This is a genomic window from Amycolatopsis rifamycinica, assembly GCF_000695625.1.
GTDB lineage: Bacteria > Actinomycetota > Actinomycetes > Mycobacteriales > Pseudonocardiaceae > Amycolatopsis > Amycolatopsis rifamycinica.
This window is the reverse complement of record NZ_JMQI01000058.1, coordinates 58,079-76,496: the sequence shown is the minus strand read 5'-3', so window position 1 is coordinate 76,496 and position 18,418 is coordinate 58,079. Positions and strand designations below refer to the sequence as shown.

At 72.4% G+C, this 18,418-nt stretch carries 17 protein-coding genes; 10 read left to right on the top strand and 7 right to left on the bottom strand.

Annotated elements, in window-relative coordinates; genetic code table 11:
- The first annotated feature begins 19 nt into the window (after positions 1-19).
- The 7 genes from rimO to DV20_RS27300 all read left to right on the top strand — a co-directional run bounded on the left by rimO (position 20) and on the right by DV20_RS27300 (position 7,149).
- Complete coding sequence (gene rimO, locus DV20_RS27330) at positions 20-1,456, top strand: 30S ribosomal protein S12 methylthiotransferase RimO (protein ID WP_043785209.1); 1,437 nt, start codon at positions 20-22, stop codon at positions 1,454-1,456.
- Positions 1,453-2,094, top strand: a complete 642-nt coding sequence (gene pgsA / locus DV20_RS27325; RefSeq protein WP_043785207.1) for a CDP-diacylglycerol--glycerol-3-phosphate 3-phosphatidyltransferase — start codon at positions 1,453-1,455, stop codon at positions 2,092-2,094. The genes rimO and pgsA overlap by 4 nt, the downstream gene beginning before the upstream one ends.
- Before the next feature lie 47 nt (positions 2,095-2,141).
- A complete protein-coding gene (locus DV20_RS27320) occupies positions 2,142-2,624 on the top strand; it encodes a CinA family protein (protein WP_043785206.1) in 483 nt (160 codons plus the stop codon).
- A gap of 99 nt (positions 2,625-2,723) precedes the next feature.
- Complete coding sequence (locus tag DV20_RS27315) at positions 2,724-3,182, top strand: helix-turn-helix domain-containing protein (protein WP_043785204.1); 459 nt, start codon at positions 2,724-2,726, stop codon at positions 3,180-3,182.
- A gap of 232 nt (positions 3,183-3,414) precedes the next feature.
- Positions 3,415-4,254: a PspA/IM30 family protein gene (locus tag DV20_RS27310; protein WP_043785203.1), complete on the top strand. Its 840-nt coding sequence runs from the start codon at positions 3,415-3,417 to the stop codon at positions 4,252-4,254.
- Positions 4,255-4,274: 20 nt separating this feature from the next.
- Entirely contained in the window at positions 4,275-5,264 is a 990-nt protein-coding gene (gene pspM / locus DV20_RS27305; RefSeq protein ID WP_043785201.1) for a phage shock envelope stress response protein PspM, read from the top strand.
- A gap of 478 nt (positions 5,265-5,742) precedes the next feature.
- Positions 5,743-7,149, top strand: coding sequence for an allophanate hydrolase-related protein (locus DV20_RS27300; RefSeq protein ID WP_043785199.1), 1,407 nt, complete (start codon positions 5,743-5,745; stop codon positions 7,147-7,149).
- On the opposite strand, the gene DV20_RS27295 is transcribed toward DV20_RS27300, so the two are convergent.
- From DV20_RS27295 to DV20_RS27275, 5 genes are all read right to left on the bottom strand, one after another.
- Complete coding sequence (locus DV20_RS27295) at positions 7,121-8,158, bottom strand: quinone-dependent dihydroorotate dehydrogenase (RefSeq protein ID WP_043785197.1); 1,038 nt, start codon at positions 8,156-8,158, stop codon at positions 7,121-7,123. The genes DV20_RS27300 and DV20_RS27295 overlap by 29 nt on opposite strands.
- 67 nt (positions 8,159-8,225) lie before the next feature.
- Entirely contained in the window at positions 8,226-8,786 is a 561-nt protein-coding gene (locus tag DV20_RS27290) for a GNAT family N-acetyltransferase (protein ID WP_043785195.1), read from the bottom strand.
- Positions 8,787-9,182: 396 nt separating this feature from the next.
- Positions 9,183-9,383 carry a hypothetical protein gene (locus DV20_RS47205; protein WP_043785193.1) on the bottom strand — a complete coding sequence of 67 codons (201 nt, stop codon included), beginning with the start codon at positions 9,381-9,383 and terminating at the stop codon, positions 9,183-9,185.
- A gap of 10 nt (positions 9,384-9,393) precedes the next feature.
- Entirely contained in the window at positions 9,394-10,203 is an 810-nt protein-coding gene (locus DV20_RS27280) for a DNA-formamidopyrimidine glycosylase family protein (protein WP_043785191.1), read from the bottom strand.
- A gap of 3 nt (positions 10,204-10,206) precedes the next feature.
- Positions 10,207-11,100 carry a ParA family protein gene (locus DV20_RS27275; protein WP_043785324.1) on the bottom strand — a complete coding sequence of 298 codons (894 nt, stop codon included), beginning with the start codon at positions 11,098-11,100 and terminating at the stop codon, positions 10,207-10,209.
- A gap of 106 nt (positions 11,101-11,206) precedes the next feature.
- On the opposite strand from DV20_RS27275, the gene DV20_RS27270 reads away from it, so the two are divergent.
- From DV20_RS27270 to DV20_RS27260, 3 genes are all read left to right on the top strand, one after another.
- Entirely contained in the window at positions 11,207-11,932 is a 726-nt protein-coding gene (locus tag DV20_RS27270; protein ID WP_043785190.1) for a methyltransferase domain-containing protein, read from the top strand.
- 118 nt (positions 11,933-12,050) lie between these two features.
- Complete coding sequence (gene dinB, locus DV20_RS27265; RefSeq protein ID WP_043785188.1) at positions 12,051-13,271, top strand: DNA polymerase IV; 1,221 nt, start codon at positions 12,051-12,053, stop codon at positions 13,269-13,271.
- 250 nt (positions 13,272-13,521) lie between these two features.
- Positions 13,522-13,926, top strand: a complete 405-nt coding sequence (locus DV20_RS27260; RefSeq protein WP_043785186.1) for a DUF3040 domain-containing protein — start codon at positions 13,522-13,524, stop codon at positions 13,924-13,926.
- A 360-nt stretch (positions 13,927-14,286) separates the two neighbouring features.
- Here the strand turns inward: DV20_RS27260 and DV20_RS27255 are convergent, their stop codons facing one another.
- Entirely contained in the window at positions 14,287-16,836 is a 2,550-nt protein-coding gene (locus DV20_RS27255; protein ID WP_043785182.1) for a transglutaminase family protein, read from the bottom strand.
- A gap of 292 nt (positions 16,837-17,128) precedes the next feature.
- Positions 17,129-18,403: a DUF58 domain-containing protein gene (locus tag DV20_RS27250; RefSeq protein WP_043785179.1), complete on the bottom strand. Its 1,275-nt coding sequence runs from the start codon at positions 18,401-18,403 to the stop codon at positions 17,129-17,131.
- Positions 18,404-18,418: the final 15 nt, after the last annotated feature.

Here is an 18,418-nt window from a genome sequence, read left to right as displayed (position 1 = left end):
GGCGGCTACCCTGAACGTCGTGCCTTCCCCTGCCACGGACCCAGCCGCCACCCGACGCGTCTCCCTGCTGACCCTGGGCTGCGCCCGCAACGAGGTCGACTCGGAGGAGCTGGCGGGCCGGCTCGCGGCCGGCGGCTGGGAGCTGGCGGCCGACCCCGAAGACTCCGACGTCGTGGTGGTCAACACCTGCGGCTTCGTCGAGTCGGCCAAAAAGGACTCCGTCGACACGCTGCTCGCCGCGTCCGACACGGGCAAGAAGGTCGTCGCCGTCGGCTGCATGGCCGAGCGCTACGGGCACGAGCTCGCCGACAGCCTGCCCGAGGCCGACGCGGTCCTGGGCTTCGACCACTACGCCGACCTGTCCGCCCGGCTCGACGACGTCGTCGCCGGCCGCAAGATCGCCTCGCACACGCCGGGCGACCGCCGCAAGCTGCTGCCGATCAGCCCGGTCGAGCGGCCCGCCGCCGCGGAGGCGGTCGAGGTCCCGGGCCACGCGCAGCACGGCTGGGGCCCGCGGGTGCTGCGCACGCGCCTCGACGACTCGCCGGTGGCGGCGCTGAAGATCGCCTCCGGCTGCGACCGGCGCTGCTCGTTCTGCGCGATCCCGTCGTTCCGCGGGTCGTTCGTCTCGCGGCAGCCCGACGAGATCGTCGCCGAGGCGATGTGGCTGGCCGGACACGGCGTCAAGGAACTGTTCCTGGTCAGCGAGAACTCGACGTCCTACGGCAAGGACTTCGGCCGCGACGGCGCCACCGCGCTGGAGCGGCTGCTGCCGCGCCTGGCGGAGATCGACGGCATCGAGCGCGTCCGCGTCTCCTACCTGCAACCGGCCGAGACGCGCCCGCAGCTGGTCAAGGCCATCGCGACCACACCGGGCGTCGCCGAGTACTTCGACCTGTCCTTCCAGCACTCCAGCGAGCAGGTGCTGCGCCGGATGCGCCGGTTCGGCTCGACGGACTCGTTCCTCGCGCTGTGCGAGCAGATCCGCGAGTACGCGCCCGAGGCGGGCATCCGGACCAACGTGATCGTCGGCTTCCCCGGCGAAACCGAGCACGACCTGAGCGAGCTCGAGCGGTTCCTGACGGGCGCGCGCCTCGACGCCGTGGGCGTCTTCGGCTACTCCGACGAGGACGGCACCGAGGCCGAGACCTTCGACGGCAAGCTCGACCCCGAGGTGGTCGCGGAACGCGTCACGCGGATCTCCGCGCTGGTCGAGGAGCTGACCACGCAGCGCGCCGAGGACCGGATCGGCACCTTCGTCGACGTCCTGGTGGAGCTGGACGACGACGGCGAGCTCACCGGCCGCGCCGCGCACCAGGCGCCGGAGGTCGACGGCGAGTGCGTCATCCTCGACGCCCCCGAGAAGACCCAGGTGGGTGACTTCCTGCGGTGCGAGGTCGTCGACTCGGCGGGCGTGGACCTGATCGTCCGCGCGGTACCGGACGCCGACCGGTGAGTGCGCTCCCCAGCGACGCCGCCGACGAGGGCCTGACCCACGAAGCCCACGCCCAGGTCCCCGAGCCGACCCCGGTCCCGACGCTCAACGTCGCGAACCTGCTGACGCTGTCGCGCCTGGTCCTGGTGCCGCTGTTCGTGCTGGCGCTGTTCGTCGGCGAAGGAAACGACACGACCTGGCGGGCCATCGCGACCGGGCTGTTCGCGGTCGCCTCGGCCACCGACCAGCTGGACGGCTGGGTCGCCCGCAAGTACGGCCTGATCACCGACTTCGGCAAGATCGCCGACCCGATCGCGGACAAGGCGCTGACCGGCGCGGCGCTGGTCGGGCTGAGCGTCCTCGGCGAGCTGGGCTGGTGGGTCACGATCGTCATCGCCGTGCGCGAGATCGGCGTCACGCTGCTGCGGTTCTGGGTGATCCGGCACGGCGTGATCCCGGCCAGCCGCGGCGGGAAGGCCAAGACGATGGCCCAGATCGCGGCGATCGTGGCGTACCTGCTGCCGCTGCCGGCCGGGGTGGACCCGGTGCGGTGGGCGTTGATGGGGCTGGCGCTGGTGCTGACCGTGGTGACCGGCGTCGACTACCTGGTGCGGGCGGTGCGGCTGCGGGCGGCCGGGCGCCGGGTCACCGGGAGCTGACGGTGGCCGACGAGCAGGCTGCCCGGGGAGCTGCGCCGGCCGGGCGGGTGAGCGCCGCCACCGGTGCTGAGCAGGCCGCCGCTCTCGTCGGCGCGCTGACCGCGCGGGGCGAGACCGTCGCGGCGGCCGAGTCGCTGACCGCCGGGCTCGTCTGCGCGACCCTGGCCCGGGTGCCCGGGGCGAGCGCGGCGCTGCGCGGCGGCCTGGTCGTCTACGCGACCGAGCTGAAGGCCGCCCTGGCCGGCGTCGACCCCGGCCTGCTGGCCGAGCACGGCGCCGTCCACCCCGAGGTGGCCGCCCAGCTGGCCGAGGGTGCCCGCGACCGGTGCGGCGCCACCTGGGGCCTCGGACTGACCGGTGTGGCCGGGCCGTCGGCGCAGGACGGCGTCGAACCGGGCACCGTGCACGTCGGGCTCGCCGGGCCGGGAACACGTACAGTCCGTACCCTGGCCTTGACCGGCGATCGAGACTTGATCAGGACCGAGTCGGTCTTGGCCGCGTTTGCCCTGCTCGGGGAACATCTGACGTGAAACACGCGTTCGCCCTTGGCGTACGTGCACACCAACTCCTGCGCCCGGGGCGCCGCTCTGGGTAACGTAGGGGGTACTTGTTCGGAAGGGAGGCGCGTGATGACCGTGCTTTTGCGTGAGGCGATCGGTGATCGGCTCCGTCATGCCCGCACCAATCAGCGTCGTACGCTGCGCGACATCTCCCGCGCCGCCAGGGTCAGCCTCGGCTACCTCTCGGAGGTCGAGCGCGGCCAGAAAGAGGCGTCGAGCGAGCTGCTGGCGTCCATCTGCCAGGCCCTGGACCTTCCGCTCGGCGAACTGCTGCACAACGTGGCGGCGGACGTTTCGGCGCTCGACAACGTCGAGGTCGCACCGGTCGACGAGCGGATCGTGGAGGGCGCACCCCGGGAGAAGCGGGGCGCCGAGGCCTCGGCAGCCGGGATCGAAGGCGGCCGCCTGATGTCCGAGCTGATCGGGAACGACCTCGCCGACCTGCGGGTTTCCCCGGCACCGCGGATGAACACGACGTTGCGGACGACGATCGGCCAGCCCAAGCTGGCCTCGACGATCGCCGCGTAGATTTTCGCGCACACGACTGCACGGCCCCGGGCAACCCGCCCGGGGCCGTCGGCGTTGTCTACGGGTAGTGATCGGGGTGATCCCTGAATTCGGCCGGGTCGCCTGGAATGGACGTGGCCGACCTGACACGATGGAACCCGACGCCGGGGTCGGAGCGTTGCATGAGCAGGGGAGCGACGCCCCACCCCGAGATCACTAAGGCCCGTGGGACGCAAGAAGGCAGGCGGAGGAGATGGCCAACCCGTTCGTGAAGTTCTGGAAGTACATGATGGCGGCGTTCTCGTCGAAGATCGACGAGCACGCCGACCCGAAGGTACAGATCCAGCAGGCCATCGAGGAGGCGCAGCGCAACCACCAGGCGCTGACGCAGCAGGCCGCCTCCGTGATCGGCAACCAGCGGCAGCTGGAGATGAAGCTCAACCGGCAGCTCGGCGAGGTCGAAAAGCTGCAGGCCTCCACCCGGCAGGCGCTGGTCCTCGCCGACGAGGCCCGCTCCAAGGGTGACGAGCAGAAGGCCACCGAGTTCGAGAACGCCGCGGAGAGCTTCGCGACGCAGCTCGTCACGGCCGAGCAGAGCATCGAGGACCTGAAGACGCTGCACGACCAGTCTCTGCAGGCCGCGGCCCAGGCCAAGAAGGCCGTGGAGCGCAACTCGCAGATGCTGCAGCAGAAGCTCGCCGAGCGCACGAAGCTGCTCTCGCAGCTGGAGCAGGCGAAGATGCAGGAGCAGGTCTCCGCTTCGCTCAACCAGATGAGCCAGCTGGCCGCGCCGGGCAACACGCCGTCGCTGGAAGAGGTCCGCGACAAGATCGAGAAGCGCTACACCACGGCGCTGGGCCAGGCCGAGCTCGCGCAGAACTCGGTCCAGGGCCGCATGATGGAGGTCCAGGCCTCCACCACGCAGATGGCCGGCCAGTCGCGGCTGCAGCAGATCCGTGCGTCGATGCACGGTGACTCGGTCGCGCAGGTGACCGACGGTGGCAAGACGGCTCCGGCGTCGAGCAGCCAGGCCGACATCCAGCGGGAAATCCAGGCACGCGTGCAGGCCGAGCAGGGCAAGAACCCGGCCTGACACCGAAGGGGGCGAGCACCATGGGGCAGCAGGGCAGACGCCGTGACTTCAGCGAGCTGAGCGCGAAGCTGGAGAAGCACATCGAGAAGCTGCCCGACTACGCGGTGCGCGCCCAGGAGAAGCTCCAAAAGGTGCAGAAGTACTTCCCGCCGGCCGACCAGGCCGGCGGGAAGCCCGCACCCCCGCAGCGCCCGAACCCGCTGCAGCGGCCGCCGGTCCGGCGTCCCGACATGACGGCCTCCCTGTCGTCGATGGCCAGCCAGGTCCCGGCGTTCGCCGAGGCCCGGGCCAAGTGGGACCGCTGGAACCACCCGGCCGCGAAGCTCGAACGCCGCAAGCGCCGGACGTCCCGCGCGCTGACGCTGTGGATCCTGCTGACGATCCTGTGCGGCGTCCTCACCGTGGCGGCCGGCATGGGCTGGCTCAGCCCCGCGGGCGCGGCGATGATGCCGCAGGCGATCACGGCGTTCGCCGGAGCCGTCGTGTTCGGCACGTTCAGCGTCCGCTCCGGCCTCAAGCTGCGCGAGCTCAAGCGCACCCCGATCCCGGCGGCTCCGGCCGGACCGCCACCGCTGCCGCCCGCCCGTTCGGCGGCCCGCGAGCCGATGGAACGGCTCGCCGAGTGCGAAGCCTCGCTGACGGAGCTGCTGCGCCAGCTGTCGGTGCCGTCCTCGCTGGGCACGGTCCCGGTCTCGGAGGTGTCCGTCGCGGACGCCCGCCAGACGGCGACGGAGGCGGCGGCCGCGTTGCGCGGCTTGGCGAGCCGCATCACGGCCATCGAGCGCGGCCGCGACTCGGCGCCCGCCCGCGAGAAGGCGGCCCTCGACGCGGCGGTGGCCAAGCTCCGCGAGCAGCTCGAAGACGGCCTCGAGGGCTACCGCGGCCTGGTCGCCGCGGCCGGCCACACGGTCGCCGCCGCCGGCGACGGCCTGGTGACGTCCAAGCAGGCCCTCACCGACGCCACCGACCGCCTGGCCGGCCTGGCCATGGCCCTCCGCGAACTCCCCTGACCCCGCAACTCACGTGATCCACGCCGGAAGCGGCGTGATCAAAGCCGGAACTCGGGTGCGCAGAGCCGGTACGTCTCCCATCACGCGAGTTCCGGGTTCCGTCACGTGAGTTCCGGCGTCAGTCACGGGGGATCCGGGCTGGGTCACCCGTGTTTCGGCCGTCGTCACCCGAATCGGGGCGGTATTGCGCCATTCGGATCTCGGACTCGGCCGTTCGAGGGCGGCCGGATGGCCCACACCGGCCTTCGTCACCCGGCGTGCGTGATCGTGCGTTTCACCCCGGCGTCGCGCCCTGTTCACCTTCCGGGGCCGAAACCCGGGCGTAATCGGAAACTGATGGCTACGGAAACGTCCGCGCCCTAACGTTTCTGTCATGCATGCCGAGGTGTCACTCGCCGGGAGGCCCGCCGTGGACTGAGGTTCGACGGCGCCGACCGTACACAGTGGACTTTCTCGACCGCCGAGGAAAGGACGCCCCGTGAACACGCTCCCGCCGGACCCGGATCCCGTGCCGATCACCCCGCCCACCGCCTCCCAGCGCGTCATCGCGGCCTTCGAACGCCTCACCGAGGCCGGCCGTCCCGAACTCTGGACCACCCTCCGCGCCGTCGAAGACGTCCTCGTCGACGCCAAGGCCGTCGACGAACGCGTCAAGGCCGGTGAAGGCCTGCCGCTGGCCGGCACGGTCATCGCCGTGCAGGACCTCATCGACGTCGCCGGCCAGCCGTCCGGGCACGGCGTCCCGGAGACCAGCGCCGCGGTCGTCACCCGGCTCACCGCCGCCGGTGCCGTCGTGCTCGGGAAGACCGGCGCCGCCCCGATCTCCAGCGCCTGGGACCGCACCAAGACCGGCGGCAACGGCGCCGCGGTCGCCGTCGCGCTCGGCGTCGTCGACCTGGCCCTGAGCACCGGAGGTGCCGTTCCGGCCGCGCTGAACGCCGTCGCCGCGGTGAAGCCGACGCGCGGCCTGCTGCCCGCCGCCGAGAACGTCTCCGTCTACGCGAACGGCCTGATCACGGCCCACCGCGCCCTCACACTGATGACCGGCGGCGACCGCTCCTGGCCCGCCGACGTCCGCCTCGGCGCCGGCGAGCACCCGCGGATCGCCTACCCCGCCGGCCTTCCCCTCGGCGAGGCGGCGAGCCTCGCGCTCAAGGCCGTCGTCGCCCGGCTGACCGCCGCGGGCGCCGTGCTGACGCCGATCTCCCTGCCCGAGCGGGGCTTCGACGGTTTCGACGCCCTCATCGTGCCCACTGTGCCGGAGCACCCGGGGATCGCCGAAACGCTGGCCGACCCGGCCGGCGTGGGCCACCGCCTGGCCGCCTGCACGGCTTTCGCGAACCTCCTCGACGTCGCCGCGGTGACCGTCCCGGTGCTGCCGGGCGACCGCCGCCCCTTCGGCGTCACCTTCCTGACGCGGGCGTTCGAAGACCAGATCGCCCTCGACCTGGCGGCCATCTGCACGGACGAGCCGATGACGCCCTACCCGGAGCCCGGCGAGGACGTCGTCGTGTTCGGCGCCCACCTGCGCGGCCAGCCGCTCAACGCCGACCTCACCGGTCTCGGCGCCCGCTTCACCGGACCGGTCCGGACCACCGAGGGCTACCGGATGGTGCTCCTGGACACCGAACCGCCGCAGCCGGGCGTCCTCGAGGGCAGCAGCACCCTCGAGGGCGAGCGCTGGCGCCTGTCCCCGGTCGCGTTCGAACGGTTCGCCGCCACGCTGAAGGAGCCGTTCGTGCTCGACCGCGTGGTGCTGGACGACGGCACCGCGCCCCTGGCCGTCCGGTGCCTCGCCGCGGAGGGGCCTGGTCTGGACCGCTACGACTCCTGGCGCGGCTACGTCCGGTTCGCGTCTACCGCCGGGCCGCGAGACCCCGGCTGACCCGGCGCACCAGGCCCGGCCCGTGCAGCGCGAAGCCCGTGTAGAGCTGCACGAGCGACGCACCGGCGTCGACGAGCCGGATGGCGTCGTCCGGGCCCATGATCCCGCCGACGCCGATGATCGGCAGGCGCCCGCCGGTGTGGTCGTGCACGAACCGCACGACCTCGGCCGCGCGGGTGGTCAGCGGCCGGCCGGACAGTCCTCCCGCCTGTCCGGCCAGGCCGCTTTCCGCGGCCGCGACGCCCTCGCGCGACAGCGTCGTGTTCGTGGCGATGATCCCGGCGACGCCGTGCTCGAGCGCGACCTCCAGCAGCTCGGCCAGCGCGTCGTCGGTCAGGTCGGGTGCGACCTTCACCAGCACCGGCGTGGGACGGCCCGCGCCGGCCAGCTCGGCCGACGTCGAACGCAGCTCGCCGAGCAGTTCGGCGAGCGCGGTGCGGTCCTGCAGCTGCCGCAGCCCCGGCGTGTTCGGCGAGCTGACGTTGATCGCGAAGTAGTCCGCGTACGGGTGGAGCGCGCGCAGCGAGAACCGGTAGTCCTCGACGGCGTCTTCGAGCGGCGTCACCTTCGACTTGCCGATGCTGATCCCCAGCGGCACACCGGGCTTCCCGTCGCGGGCGAGCTTGGCCGCGAGCGCTTCGGCGCCGTCGTTGTTGAAGCCCATGCGGTTGATCACCGCGTCGCTCGCGGGGAGCGTGAACAGCCGCGGCTTGGGGTTGCCCGGCTGCGCCAGGCGTGTCACGGTGCCGACCTCGACGAACCCGAAGCCCAGCGCGGGCCACGCCGGCAGCGCGCGGCCGTTCTTGTCCATCCCGGCGGCCAGGCCGACGCGGTTGGGGAACCGCAGGCCCAGCACGGTCACCGGGTCGTCGACGCGCAGCACGCCTCCCAGCGCGGGCGCGGCCTTCCCGAGCCGGGCCAGGACGCCGATCGTGCGCTCGTGCACCAGCTCGGGATCGTGGTAGGACAGCCGGTACAGCGCCGGGCGGACGATCTTGTCGAAGAACACGTCCCCATGCTGCCAAACCGCCCGGCCGCCGCTACCCGAGCGGGCACTTTCACGTGAAAGTGACCACTCAGTCGCGGTCCTTCCACTCGTCCTCGAGCATCGCGTAGATGAGCTCGTCGGTCCACTCGCCCTTGACGATCTCGTTCTCCCTGAGGTGCGCTTCCCGACGCATGCCGAGGCGTTCCATCAGCGCGGCGGACGCGGTGTTCCGGCCGTCGCAGCGGCCGATGATCCGGTGCAGGCCCAGGTCTTCGAAGCCCAGCCGCAACAGCTCGGTGGTCGCTTCGGCGGCCAGGCCCTTGCCGTGGTGGTCGGGGTGGAAGACGAACCCGATCTCGCCCTGGCGGTGTTCGCTGCTCAGCCACTCCAGGTTCAGGTCGCCGATCAGCTGGCCGGTCGCGGCCAGCTCGACCGCCACGGCCAGGAACTGCCCTTCCTTCGTCAAGGTCGAGCTGTGCACCCGTTTCGCGAGCGCGGCGGCCGATTCGGCGCGGCTGCGCGGGCCCCAGTACAGGTAGCGGGCCACGTCGGCGCGGGACTGGAAGGAGTTCAACGCGTCGAGGTCATCGGGCGTGAACGGGCGCAGGAGCAGGCGTGCCGTGGTGATCGGGTAGTCGGGCCTGAGCATGCGTCCAGGCTAGCGAGCTTCAGCCGTCCGGGGGACGGTACGGCGAAACGCTGATCGCCGGACGGTCGTCCTGCGACGCCGGGTGGCATGACCTGCACAGATGAGCGAAATAAAGGGACCCCCGGGGGTGCTCTCAAGCGCCGTCAAACGCCTGAGCCCGAGCCGGACTGGTGCTCGGGAACCCCGGGGGCACGGTGACTGCCTGGTATTCGCTATCAGGCACCACGTGAAGCAGGCGATGAGCCGAAGGTGGCTCGGTTGTATCGCTGCTCAAAGTCCTCCACGTACCATCCGCTAGCGGACAGTCACCTCACGAGTCCTGTTGGAATACAACTTAGGACCACCTCCTTTCTCGTGTACTGCCACGCTAGGTGAAGTCCGCGGTGCTGTGCAACGTCATTTCTGTGATCTCACTCCGCAGACGGCCTTTCCGCCGCTCGTCGAGGAAGGAGGCGTCGACCGCGCCCGCGTGAAGTACGGCTCGAACTGCGGCCGCCCGACGCCGGGTTCCGGACCGCCGAGCCCGAACGACACCAGGCCCGCGGGGCGTTCGCGCAGCGCGAACACGCCGTCGAGCACGTGGTTGTACCGCGTCACGTGAGCCGGCTTACTGCGGCGGGTACGGCCCTGTCTGGTCCTTCGGGCAGAACCACGTCGGCCGCCGCCGGACGTCCTGGCCCTGGGTGCGGACCAGCAGCTTGCCGCCGCAGCGGAAGCAGCCCTGCCGGGTGCGCTCGTACACCCAGTTCTTGCGGTTGCGGTCGAGGTGGCCGGTGGTGCTCTGGTCGAACCGCCCGGCGAGGGCGTTGGCCAGCAGCAGCCTGCGGGCCAGCGCCACCGTGCGCTCGGCGTCCACTTCGGACACCGGCGTCCACGGCGTCACCCCGAGCAGGAAGGCGATCTCGCACTTGTAGAGGTTCCCGACGCCCGCCATCACGCGCTGGTCCAGCAGCGCGAGACCGAGCTCGCGAGCCGGATCGGCGGTCAGGTTCGCGACCGCCAGCTCCAGGTGCTCGTCCGTCCACTTCGGATCCAGCAGGTCCGGGCCGAGGTGGGCGACGAGGTCGTGTTCCTTGCTGGTGGCCACGAATTTCAGGTCGTGGACGCGGAAGCCGATCACCTGGGCGTCGGCCGCGGTGAAGATCACGCGCGCGTGGTGGCCGGGGCGCCGCCACTTCGCGCCGGCGGGGTAGACGTCCCACATCCCGTCCATCATCAGGTGCGAATGCAGGGTCAGGTCGCCGGAAAAGCGGGTGAACAGGTGCTTCCCCACCGTTCCGACGCCGAGCACCTCGCGGCCGGAAAGGTCCACAGTGGCCAGTTGCGGTACGCGGAACTCGCCGCGCAGCAACGTCTTCCCGGTCATCGCCCTGGCGAAGCGCCGGGCGACCAGGAAGACGGTGTCACCTTCGGGCACGGCTCATCCCGCGGACTCGGACACCTCGGCCGGCGCCTCGGGGGTCTCCGGGGCGGGGCCTTCGGGCCAGTCGGGGCCGTCGGCTTCCTCGCCGGCGATGCGGTGCCGGCCCGCCCGGTTGGAGCGCAGGATCTTCGCCAGCACCATGTTGAACGTCAGCGCGATCTCCTGGGCACCCGGGGAGTGCCACTCGTGGATCGGGCTGCACGCGCCCTGGGCCTGCTGCACCGCGAGCCGGTCGGTGATCGCCGTCGGCATCACCAGCGAGCCGAAGTTCTCGCGCAGCTCGGCGATCCGGAACTGGTGCTCGTAGGACCGCACGCGCAGCTTGTTGACCAGCACGCCGATCGGGCGCAGCTCCGGGTTGAGCTCCTTGCGGATCTTCTCGATCGCCTCCAGCGCCCGGGACGCGCCGGCGACGGCGTACATCGTGGGCTCGGTCACGATCAGCGCGCTGTCCGCGGCGACCAGCGCCGACTTCGTCAGGCGGCCCAGCGACGGCGGGCAGTCGAGGATCACCAGCTCGTACGGCGTTTCCCGCAGCGATGTGCGGTGCAGCTCGTCCAGCGCGCGCGAGAAGTTCGCCAGTCGCTCGCTGTCGGCGTCCGGGTCGTTGAGCAGCTCCAGCTCTTCGGTGCCGACGAGCACGTCGACGTCCTCGCTCCAGACACTGGGAGCGATCGCCCGCTCCAGCATTTCCCGGGTCGGGGTCTCGAGCACGTCCGCGAGGGTGGCGTCGGTGTAGGGCGGGTCGAGCGAGGTGGTGGCGTTGCCCTGCGGGTCGAGGTCGACCACCAGCGTCCGCGTGCCCCTACGCAAGGCGGCGGACGCGATACCGAGAGCGACCGTCGTCTTGCCGACGCCTCCCTTGAGGCTGAGTACGGCGACCGTGTGCACGTTCACCAGCCTACGGGTGCGGGCGGGCGGCGCCGCCGGGCAAGGGCCGTTCACTCGAAGGGAGGAGGCCGGGAGGCGGGCGGGGGCGGGCACTACCCTGTGCGACATGAAGACGGAGACCGTGGCCGCCCGGGGTTCGGGTGCCGTCCGCCGGGTGCTCGAGGCCGAACTCGCGGCCGCACGCGCCCGGGGCGCCGAGCACCCCCGCGTCGTCGACGTGGGCGGCGGCAGCGGGGGCTGGGCGGTGCCGTTCGCGGCGGCGGGCTGCCGGGTGACGGTCGTCGAGCCGAGCCCTAACGCACTGGCCACGCTGCAGCGCCGGGCCGAGGAGGAGGGCGTCTCCGAGCTGATCACGGTGATCGCGGACGACTCCGACGCGCTGGGCCGGTACGTCGAGGCCGGCTCGGCCGATCTGGTGCTGGCGCACGGGCTGCTGGAGATCGTCGACGACCCGGCCGCGGTGCTCTCGGCACTGGCCACGGCGGTCGCGCCCGGCGGCGCGGTGTCGGTGCTGGTGGCGAACCGGCACGCGGCGGCGTTCCACCGCGCCCTCGCGGGCCGGGTCGGCGAGGCCCGGCAGCTGCTCGAGAGCGCCGACGGGGTCATCGCGGGCGACACGGTGCAGCGCCGCTTCTCCACCGCCGGTCTGCGTGCCGACCTGGAGGCCGCCGGCCTCGAAGTGACCCTGCTGCAGGGCGACCGGGTGATCTCGGACCTGGTCACCGGCGACGTCCGGGACGACGAGCTGGCGGAGTTCGAGCGGGCGGCGGCGGGGACGCCGGTGCTGCGGGACATCGCCGGCCGGCTGCACGCGGTGGCGCGCCCGGCCTGACCTGCTTTTTCACCGGCCGTCTGAGACTCGCGGGCTCCGCCGCCCGGCCCTCCGGAAATTGTCGGGGGTGGCCGGTAACGTCCTCGGCGTGGGGCGAAATGCTGAGCTGCCGGGCGGGATGGCCCGGTTCCGTGTCCGGCCGGGTGAGCCGGTGCCGGACGACGCCGGGTGCGGGATGCTGCACGTCGACATGGACGCGTTCTTCGTGTCGGTCGAGCTGCGGACCCGGCCCGAGCTGGCGGACAAGCCGGTCGTGGTGTCCGGGGGCGGGCCCCGGGCCGTCGTCGCCGCGGCGAACTACCCGGCGCGGAAGTTCGGCGTGCGCTCGGCCATGCCGTTCTCGACGGCGAAGCGGCTGTGCCCGCACCTGATCAACATCCCGCCGACCGGGGGGCTCTACAGCTCGGTGTCCCGCGGGGTCATGGGGATCTTCCGGGAGCTGACGCCCCTGGTCGAGCCGCTCAGCCTGGACGAAGCATTCCTCGACGTCAGCGGCGCGTTGCGGCGGCTGGGCGCCACGCCGGCCGCGCTGGGCGAACAAATTCGTTCGCGGGTCGCGGCCGAACACGGGATCACCTGCTCGGTGGGGGTGGCGAAGGTCAAGTTCGTCGCGAAGCTGGCGTCGGGGATGGCGAAGCCGGACGGCGTGGTCGTCGTGCCGGCGGCGGAGACGCTGGACTTCCTGCACCCGCTGCCGGTGTCGGCGCTGTGGGGCGTCGGCGCGCGGACCGAGGAGCACCTGCGGCGCCTGGGCCTGGCGACGATCGCCGACGTCGCCACGTTCCCGCCGGAGCGGCTGAAGAAATCGCTGGGGACCGCGATCGGCGAGCACCTGTACCGGCTCGCGCACGGGGTGGACGAGCGGGCGGTGGTGGTCGATTCGCCGGAGAAGTCGATCGGGGCGGAGCACACGTTCGACGTCGACCGGCACGACCGGGCGTCGCTGGGGCTGGAGCTGCTTCGCCTGTCCGAGCGGGTCGGGGCGACGTTGCGGGCGCGAGGGGTGCGCGGCCGGACGGTCTCGATCAAGGTGCGGTTCGCGGACTTCCGGACGATCACGCGGGCCCGCACGCTGGTTTCGGCGACGGACGTGGCGCGCGAGATCCACGCGGTGGCCGTGGCGCTGCTCGCCGAGCACGCGCCGACCGGGGCGGTGCGGCTGATCGGCGTCCGCGTCGAAGGGCTGGACACGGGGGAGGCGGGGGAGCAGCTGGTGTTCGACTCGCCGGCACCGCGCTGGCGGGACGCGGAGGTGGCGGCCGACGTCGCGCGGTCGAAGTTCGGGTCGGCGGCGATACGGCCCGCGTCGCTGCTGGGGCCGCGGGAGAACGGACGGTGATCTTCGGCTTGGTGACCTTCCCCCACAATGGCGGCGGGGCGGCAAAACGGTCACGATCGGCGACGGTGACCGTCCGCAACCCCCGTCGGGCGGGATTTAGCCCAATTCGATCCCTACTGGATGCGGGATCGGGTAGTCGTGCGGGCGTGGGCCTCGTATCCTGGACAGTGCCACCCCGCCTGGGGTTGGCTGTTGGGTCCAGGACGTTGCGCGGCCCGGCGCCCGCGACAGCTGTGCCGGAGGAGGAAAGATGCCACTCTCCGAGCATGAGCAGCGGCTGCTCGATCAGATCGAGCGCGAGCTCTATGCCGAGGACCCCAAGTTCGCATCCACGGTGCGTGGCACCCGGTTGCGTCGCCCCGCTCGCCGACGGCGTATTCAGGGCATCGCCCTGTTCGTAGTGGGCGTGGCCCTGCTGGTGCTGGGCGTGGTGGTGCCGCAGTTCCGGGTGGCCGACATCCCGCTGATCAGCGTGCTCGGGTTCCTCGTGATGTTCTTCGGAGTCATGATGGCCGTCACATCGATTCGGCACGGCGCCGACGGAGACGGCAAGGGCGGTGGACCGGGTGCGCGCGGTGGAAAGCCATCGGGTCGCCGGAGTTCCTTCACCCAGAGGATGGAGGAGCGCTTCCGCCAGCGCTTCGAGGAGCAGTAGAGCGGAAAGACCAAAGAGATCCGCGTCCCACCGAACGGGGGGACGCGGATCTTCTTGTGTGCTCACCCACCCCAGCCCGGGTCTTTCGGCGCGCGGTAACAGTAGGTGACCCCCACCCGGGTGACGCCGCCGCTCACCTCGCACCGGCACTCGCGTGCGCCGAGGGGCATCTCCCGTGACTGAGGAGGCATCTCCCGTGATGGGAGAGGCATCTCGCGTGTCTGGAGGGGCATCTCTCGTGACTGGAGGGGCATCAGGATGATGCCCGGCTGATCACGCGTGATGCCCCTCCAGACACACGTGATGCCTTGCGGATCACGGGTGATGCCTTTTCCGCGGGAGTGTCGCCGGGAGCGGGGGTCAGTCGCGGTTGCGGAAGACCGAGCGGGGGAAGAGCTTGCCCTTCCACGAGAGCGGCGCGTTGCGGCGAAGGCTTCGCCGCAGGCCGTCGAAGGCCGGGGGGAGGTCCGGCTGGGGGGCGTCGTCCTCGCCGTACCACGATCGCTCCAGGACGCCGATGACCGTCCTCAGGCTCTCGCGGCCTTCGTCGTCGAGGTGGTGCTTCGCCGCCAGCTTCTGGCTTGCTACGCGAACCGTGTCGCTGCTCGGGATCGGCAAGCCGCGGTCCGCGCACTCCGCGCGCAGCTCCGCCCATGCCGCGTCGGCCGCTCCCGACTGCTGCTGGACGATGCGCTGCAGGCGCCGTCGGCGAACCGCCTCGCGGGCCAGTGCCGGGCCCGCCGCCGCGAGCAGCAGGACCACCACCACCAAGCCGAGCCACCAGGCCACCGTCGCCGCCAGGAGGCCGACCGCGATGATCCACAACCCCGCCGCCACCAGGGGCAGCCAGCCGAGCAGCGCCTGGAACCGGGATGGTGCCGCCGCCGGGGCCCGGACCAAGAGCGAGCCCTCGCTGCGGTCGCCTGCCGCAGACCCGGACGACGGGGCCGGACCGGCGCGGCCGGGGTTCAGCACCCGGCGCAGCAGCGCCGCGGCGATCAGCGCGGCCGCGCCCAGCGCCGCGAGCGCCAGGGCGATGTTGAACAGCCAATCGTCGCCGCCCGAAGTGTCCTTCGCCGCCTGGGGCGGGAGGTTCGGTTCGTTGTCGCGCGGGACGCCGGTGGGCGCCGCGCTCGACTGGACCGTGCTCGGCGCCACCTGGGTGTCGTCCGGCTGGTTGCCGTTCTGCGGGCCGGCCTGCAGGTACGACGGGGTGATGCCGCGGCCGTCGGACAGCGGCGTCGGGTCGAACGTCACCCAGCCCTTGTCGCCGAAGTACGCCTCGACCCACGCGTGGGCGTCCTGGGTGGTGATCGACAGGTAGTCGTTGACCTGCACACCCGGGGTGAAGCCGATCGCCACCCGCGACGGGATGCCCGCCACGCGCAGCATCACGGCCATCGCCGACGCGAACTGCTCGCAGAACCCGCGCTTGCCCTTGAGGATGAAGTCGGCGAGCGCGTCGGCGTCGTTCGCCGGCGCGGTTTTGGTGTCGTAGACGAAGCCTTGCTGCGCCGTGAAATAGCGCCAGATCGCCGAGGCCCGGTCGAAGTCGTTGGAAGCACCGGCGATCAGCTGCTCGGTCTTCGTGCGGACGCGCTGGTCGACCTGGTCGATCTGGAGGTAGCGCGGCGGCAGGTCGTCGGCCCGCGAGGTGACGCGCAGCTCGGCGGCCGTCGGTTCCTTCAGCGACGCGTATTCGGTGTACGCCGGCGGCGATTCGCTGCGGGTGGTGAACACCGTGCCGCTGACCTGGTCGTAGAGGTAGCTGGTGCCGGCGCCGTCGATCACGCGCGGCGCGCCGTACACGGGCAGCCAGTTGTCGCGCCAGCTCGTCGGCTCGACGTCGATGCGGCGCGCGGTGCCGGTGCCGTCGTCGCCCGGGGCGGGCGGCAGCTGCGGCCCGACCGGGATGCCCTGCTGCGAACGGCCTTCGTCGTGCAGGCCCCAGCCCTTGTTGGGGTAGAAGGTGTCCAGCGTCATCGCGCGCAGCAGCCGCCGGTCGGTGCCGAGGCCGCGGACCTTGAACAATTCGCGGTTGGAGCCCTGGTCGAGCATGCCGCGCAGCTCGGTGAACGGCTGGATGCCGAAGCCGCCGGAGCCCGTCCCGGGGCCGTTGCCGCCGTCGCCGAACGGCATCCGCCCGACCGTGCCGACCCACGTGATCGCCCCGCCCAGCAGGCCGAGCACGATCGCCGCGCAGACGACCGCGACCGGCGCGGACAGCACGGCCGGTTTGCCGCTGCGGCCCGGGGCCTCTCGGGTGCGCCAGCGGCGGTGCCGGTGGTTGCCGTCGACGGCCAGCAGGGCGGCGAACGCGGCGCCGCCGAGCAGGAACGTCCACCACGGCAGCATTTCCCCGCTGAGCGCGGCCGGCACGGCGTAGACGCACAGCAGCACGAGCCCGGTGGCCGCGGGCGCGGCGGCGGCCACGGTCAGCGTGTCGACGAGGACGGCGACCAGCCCGATCAGGATGGTGACGAGGCACAGGATCGGCTGGCTGCCCTCGACCGGCGGCAGCCCGACGCGGATCTGCTCGGCGGCGGCCGACAGCGTGGTCCCGATCTCGGAAAACGCTTCCGGGCCGGGGATGACCTGGAGGATGCCGTGCGTGGTGAACGCGCCGGTGACGAGGAAGAGCAGGACGAGCAGCTGCCCGAAGCCGACCAGGACGGTCGGCACCTGCAGCGAGCGCAGGGCGAGCCCGGTGGCCCCGATCAGCAGGACGGCGACGAAGAGGTAGCCGAACCAGGCCAGCCCGGAGACGACGCTGGTGACCGAGGTGGCGGCGCAGAGGGTGGCGACGCCGGCGGCCACGGGGGCGAGGATGCTGCTGCGCCAGGCGGAAAGCGGACGCTCGGGCCGCGGCGCGGGCCGCTCGAACTTCCGCGGCGGTGCGGCAGTGCTCATGGCCTGCTCCCGATCGAGATCCTGCGGCGGATGGCGGTGCGCGGTGCCGTGGGGTGGGTCGTGTTTGGCGGGGTGGTGGCGCGCGGTGCCGTGGGGCGAGTCGTGTTTGGCGGGGTGGCGGTGCGCGGTGCCGGGCGGGCCGGGTTTGCCGGGGTGGTGATGCGCGGTGCCGCCGGGCGGGTTGTGTTCGGCGGGGTGGCAGTGCGCCGGGCCGCGGGGCTAGTCGTGTCCGGTGGGTCGGCGGCACGCTGGGCCGCGGGACCGCGGACGGTTCGGCACGCCTCGATGCCGCTCATCGCGGCCCTCCGATCAACGTCCCACGGCGGGCGCCGCTGCGGCACAACTCCGCCCACACCTGTGGCATCGGCGAACCCGGCCCCGCGACGATCACGCCCCATCCCGCCGCGCGCAGCAACGCCGCCGAGTCCTCCGTCGCCGCGGCCCTCTGCTCGGGCGCCGAAACCCCCGCCGACCAGGTCGGTGTGTCCAGCAGGACCGCGAGGCTCCTGATGCCGCGCGGGCGGTACTGGGCCAGCTCGTGCACCGCCTCCGTGCTCACCGTGCCGAGCACGGCGATCAGCTCCTGGCCCTCGGCCGGGTCGCGGGCCAGGGTGATGTCGCGCTGGTGCGCGGGCTGCAGGGCCGCCAGCGCGTCGAGCACGACGTGGTCGTAGTGGTCGCCGCCGTCGCCCGGGGTGTCCGCCAGGGTGACGCCGTGCTCGCTCACCAGGCGGACCCGGTGACCCGCGCGGCGCAGGTGCAGGGCCGCCGAGGCGGCGAACGACACCGCCCACTCCAGGCTCGCCGCCGGGCCGCTGCCGTGGTGGGCGGCCGCGCGGTGGTCGAGCAGCACCGTCGTGCCGCCGCGCCACGGGCGTTCCTCCACGCGGACCATGATCTCGTCGCGGCGGGCCGTGGAGCGCCAGTGCACCTTGCGCAGGTCGTCGCCCTGGCGGTACTGGCGGACGATCACGTCGGCCTCGCCCTGGCCGGCGTGCAGCCGGACCGTTCCGTCGTCGCCGACGCCGATGCCCGCGCCGCTCGGCAGGCCCCACAGCGGGACCACGCGCGGCACCACGACCAGCCGCGAGTGCCCGATCAGCTCGCGCTCGAACTCGCACAGCCCGAACGGGTCGGTGATGGTCGCGCGCAGCGGGCCGACCTGCTGGATCCCGCGCAGCACCGGCTGCAGCGGGTAACGCAGGGCGACGCGCCGGTCGTGCGGGAGCCGCTCGACGACGAACCGCGGCCGCGAACCCAGCGCGTACGGCACCCCGTCCTCGAGGAGGATCTCACCGGCGGGCAGCCGTCCGCTGCGCCACAGCTCCAGCTGCACCTCGCCGTTGCCGCCGACCGCGACCCGTTGCGGGCGCAGGGTGCGGGTGGCGCCGATGCGCAGCCGCGTCGCCGAGATGAACGCGGCGACCAGCAGCGGCAGCGCCACCACGAACACCGCGACCCGCAGCAGGTCGCGTTCGTTGAGCACGAACGAGCACACCGCGGCGGCGATCCCCGCGGCCAGGAGGCAGCGGCCGCGGGTGGTCAGGCCGGACAGGGCACGCAGCATGCGGTTCTCTTCCTT

Excerpts from the sequence above, each read along its gene's own strand:
- DV20_RS27315 (WP_043785204.1), top strand. The coding sequence starts at position 2,724 with ATGACCGTGCTTTTGCGTGAGGCGATCGGTGATCGGCTCCGTCATGCC.
- DV20_RS27310 (WP_043785203.1), top strand. The coding sequence starts at position 3,415 with ATGGCCAACCCGTTCGTGAAGTTCTGGAAGTACATGATGGCGGCGTTC.
- pspM (WP_043785201.1), top strand. The coding sequence starts at position 4,275 with ATGGGGCAGCAGGGCAGACGCCGTGACTTCAGCGAGCTGAGCGCGAAG.
- DV20_RS27290 (WP_043785195.1), bottom strand. The coding sequence starts at position 8,786 with ATGCTCAGGCCCGACTACCCGATCACCACGGCACGCCTGCTCCTGCGC.
- DV20_RS27270 (WP_043785190.1), top strand. The coding sequence starts at position 11,207 with ATGAAGACGGAGACCGTGGCCGCCCGGGGTTCGGGTGCCGTCCGCCGG.
- dinB (WP_043785188.1), top strand. The coding sequence starts at position 12,051 with ATGGCCCGGTTCCGTGTCCGGCCGGGTGAGCCGGTGCCGGACGACGCC.
- DV20_RS27260 (WP_043785186.1), top strand. The coding sequence starts at position 13,522 with ATGCCACTCTCCGAGCATGAGCAGCGGCTGCTCGATCAGATCGAGCGC.
- DV20_RS27255 (WP_043785182.1), bottom strand. The coding sequence starts at position 16,836 with ATGAGCACTGCCGCACCGCCGCGGAAGTTCGAGCGGCCCGCGCCGCGG.
- DV20_RS27250 (WP_043785179.1), bottom strand. The coding sequence starts at position 18,403 with ATGCTGCGTGCCCTGTCCGGCCTGACCACCCGCGGCCGCTGCCTCCTG.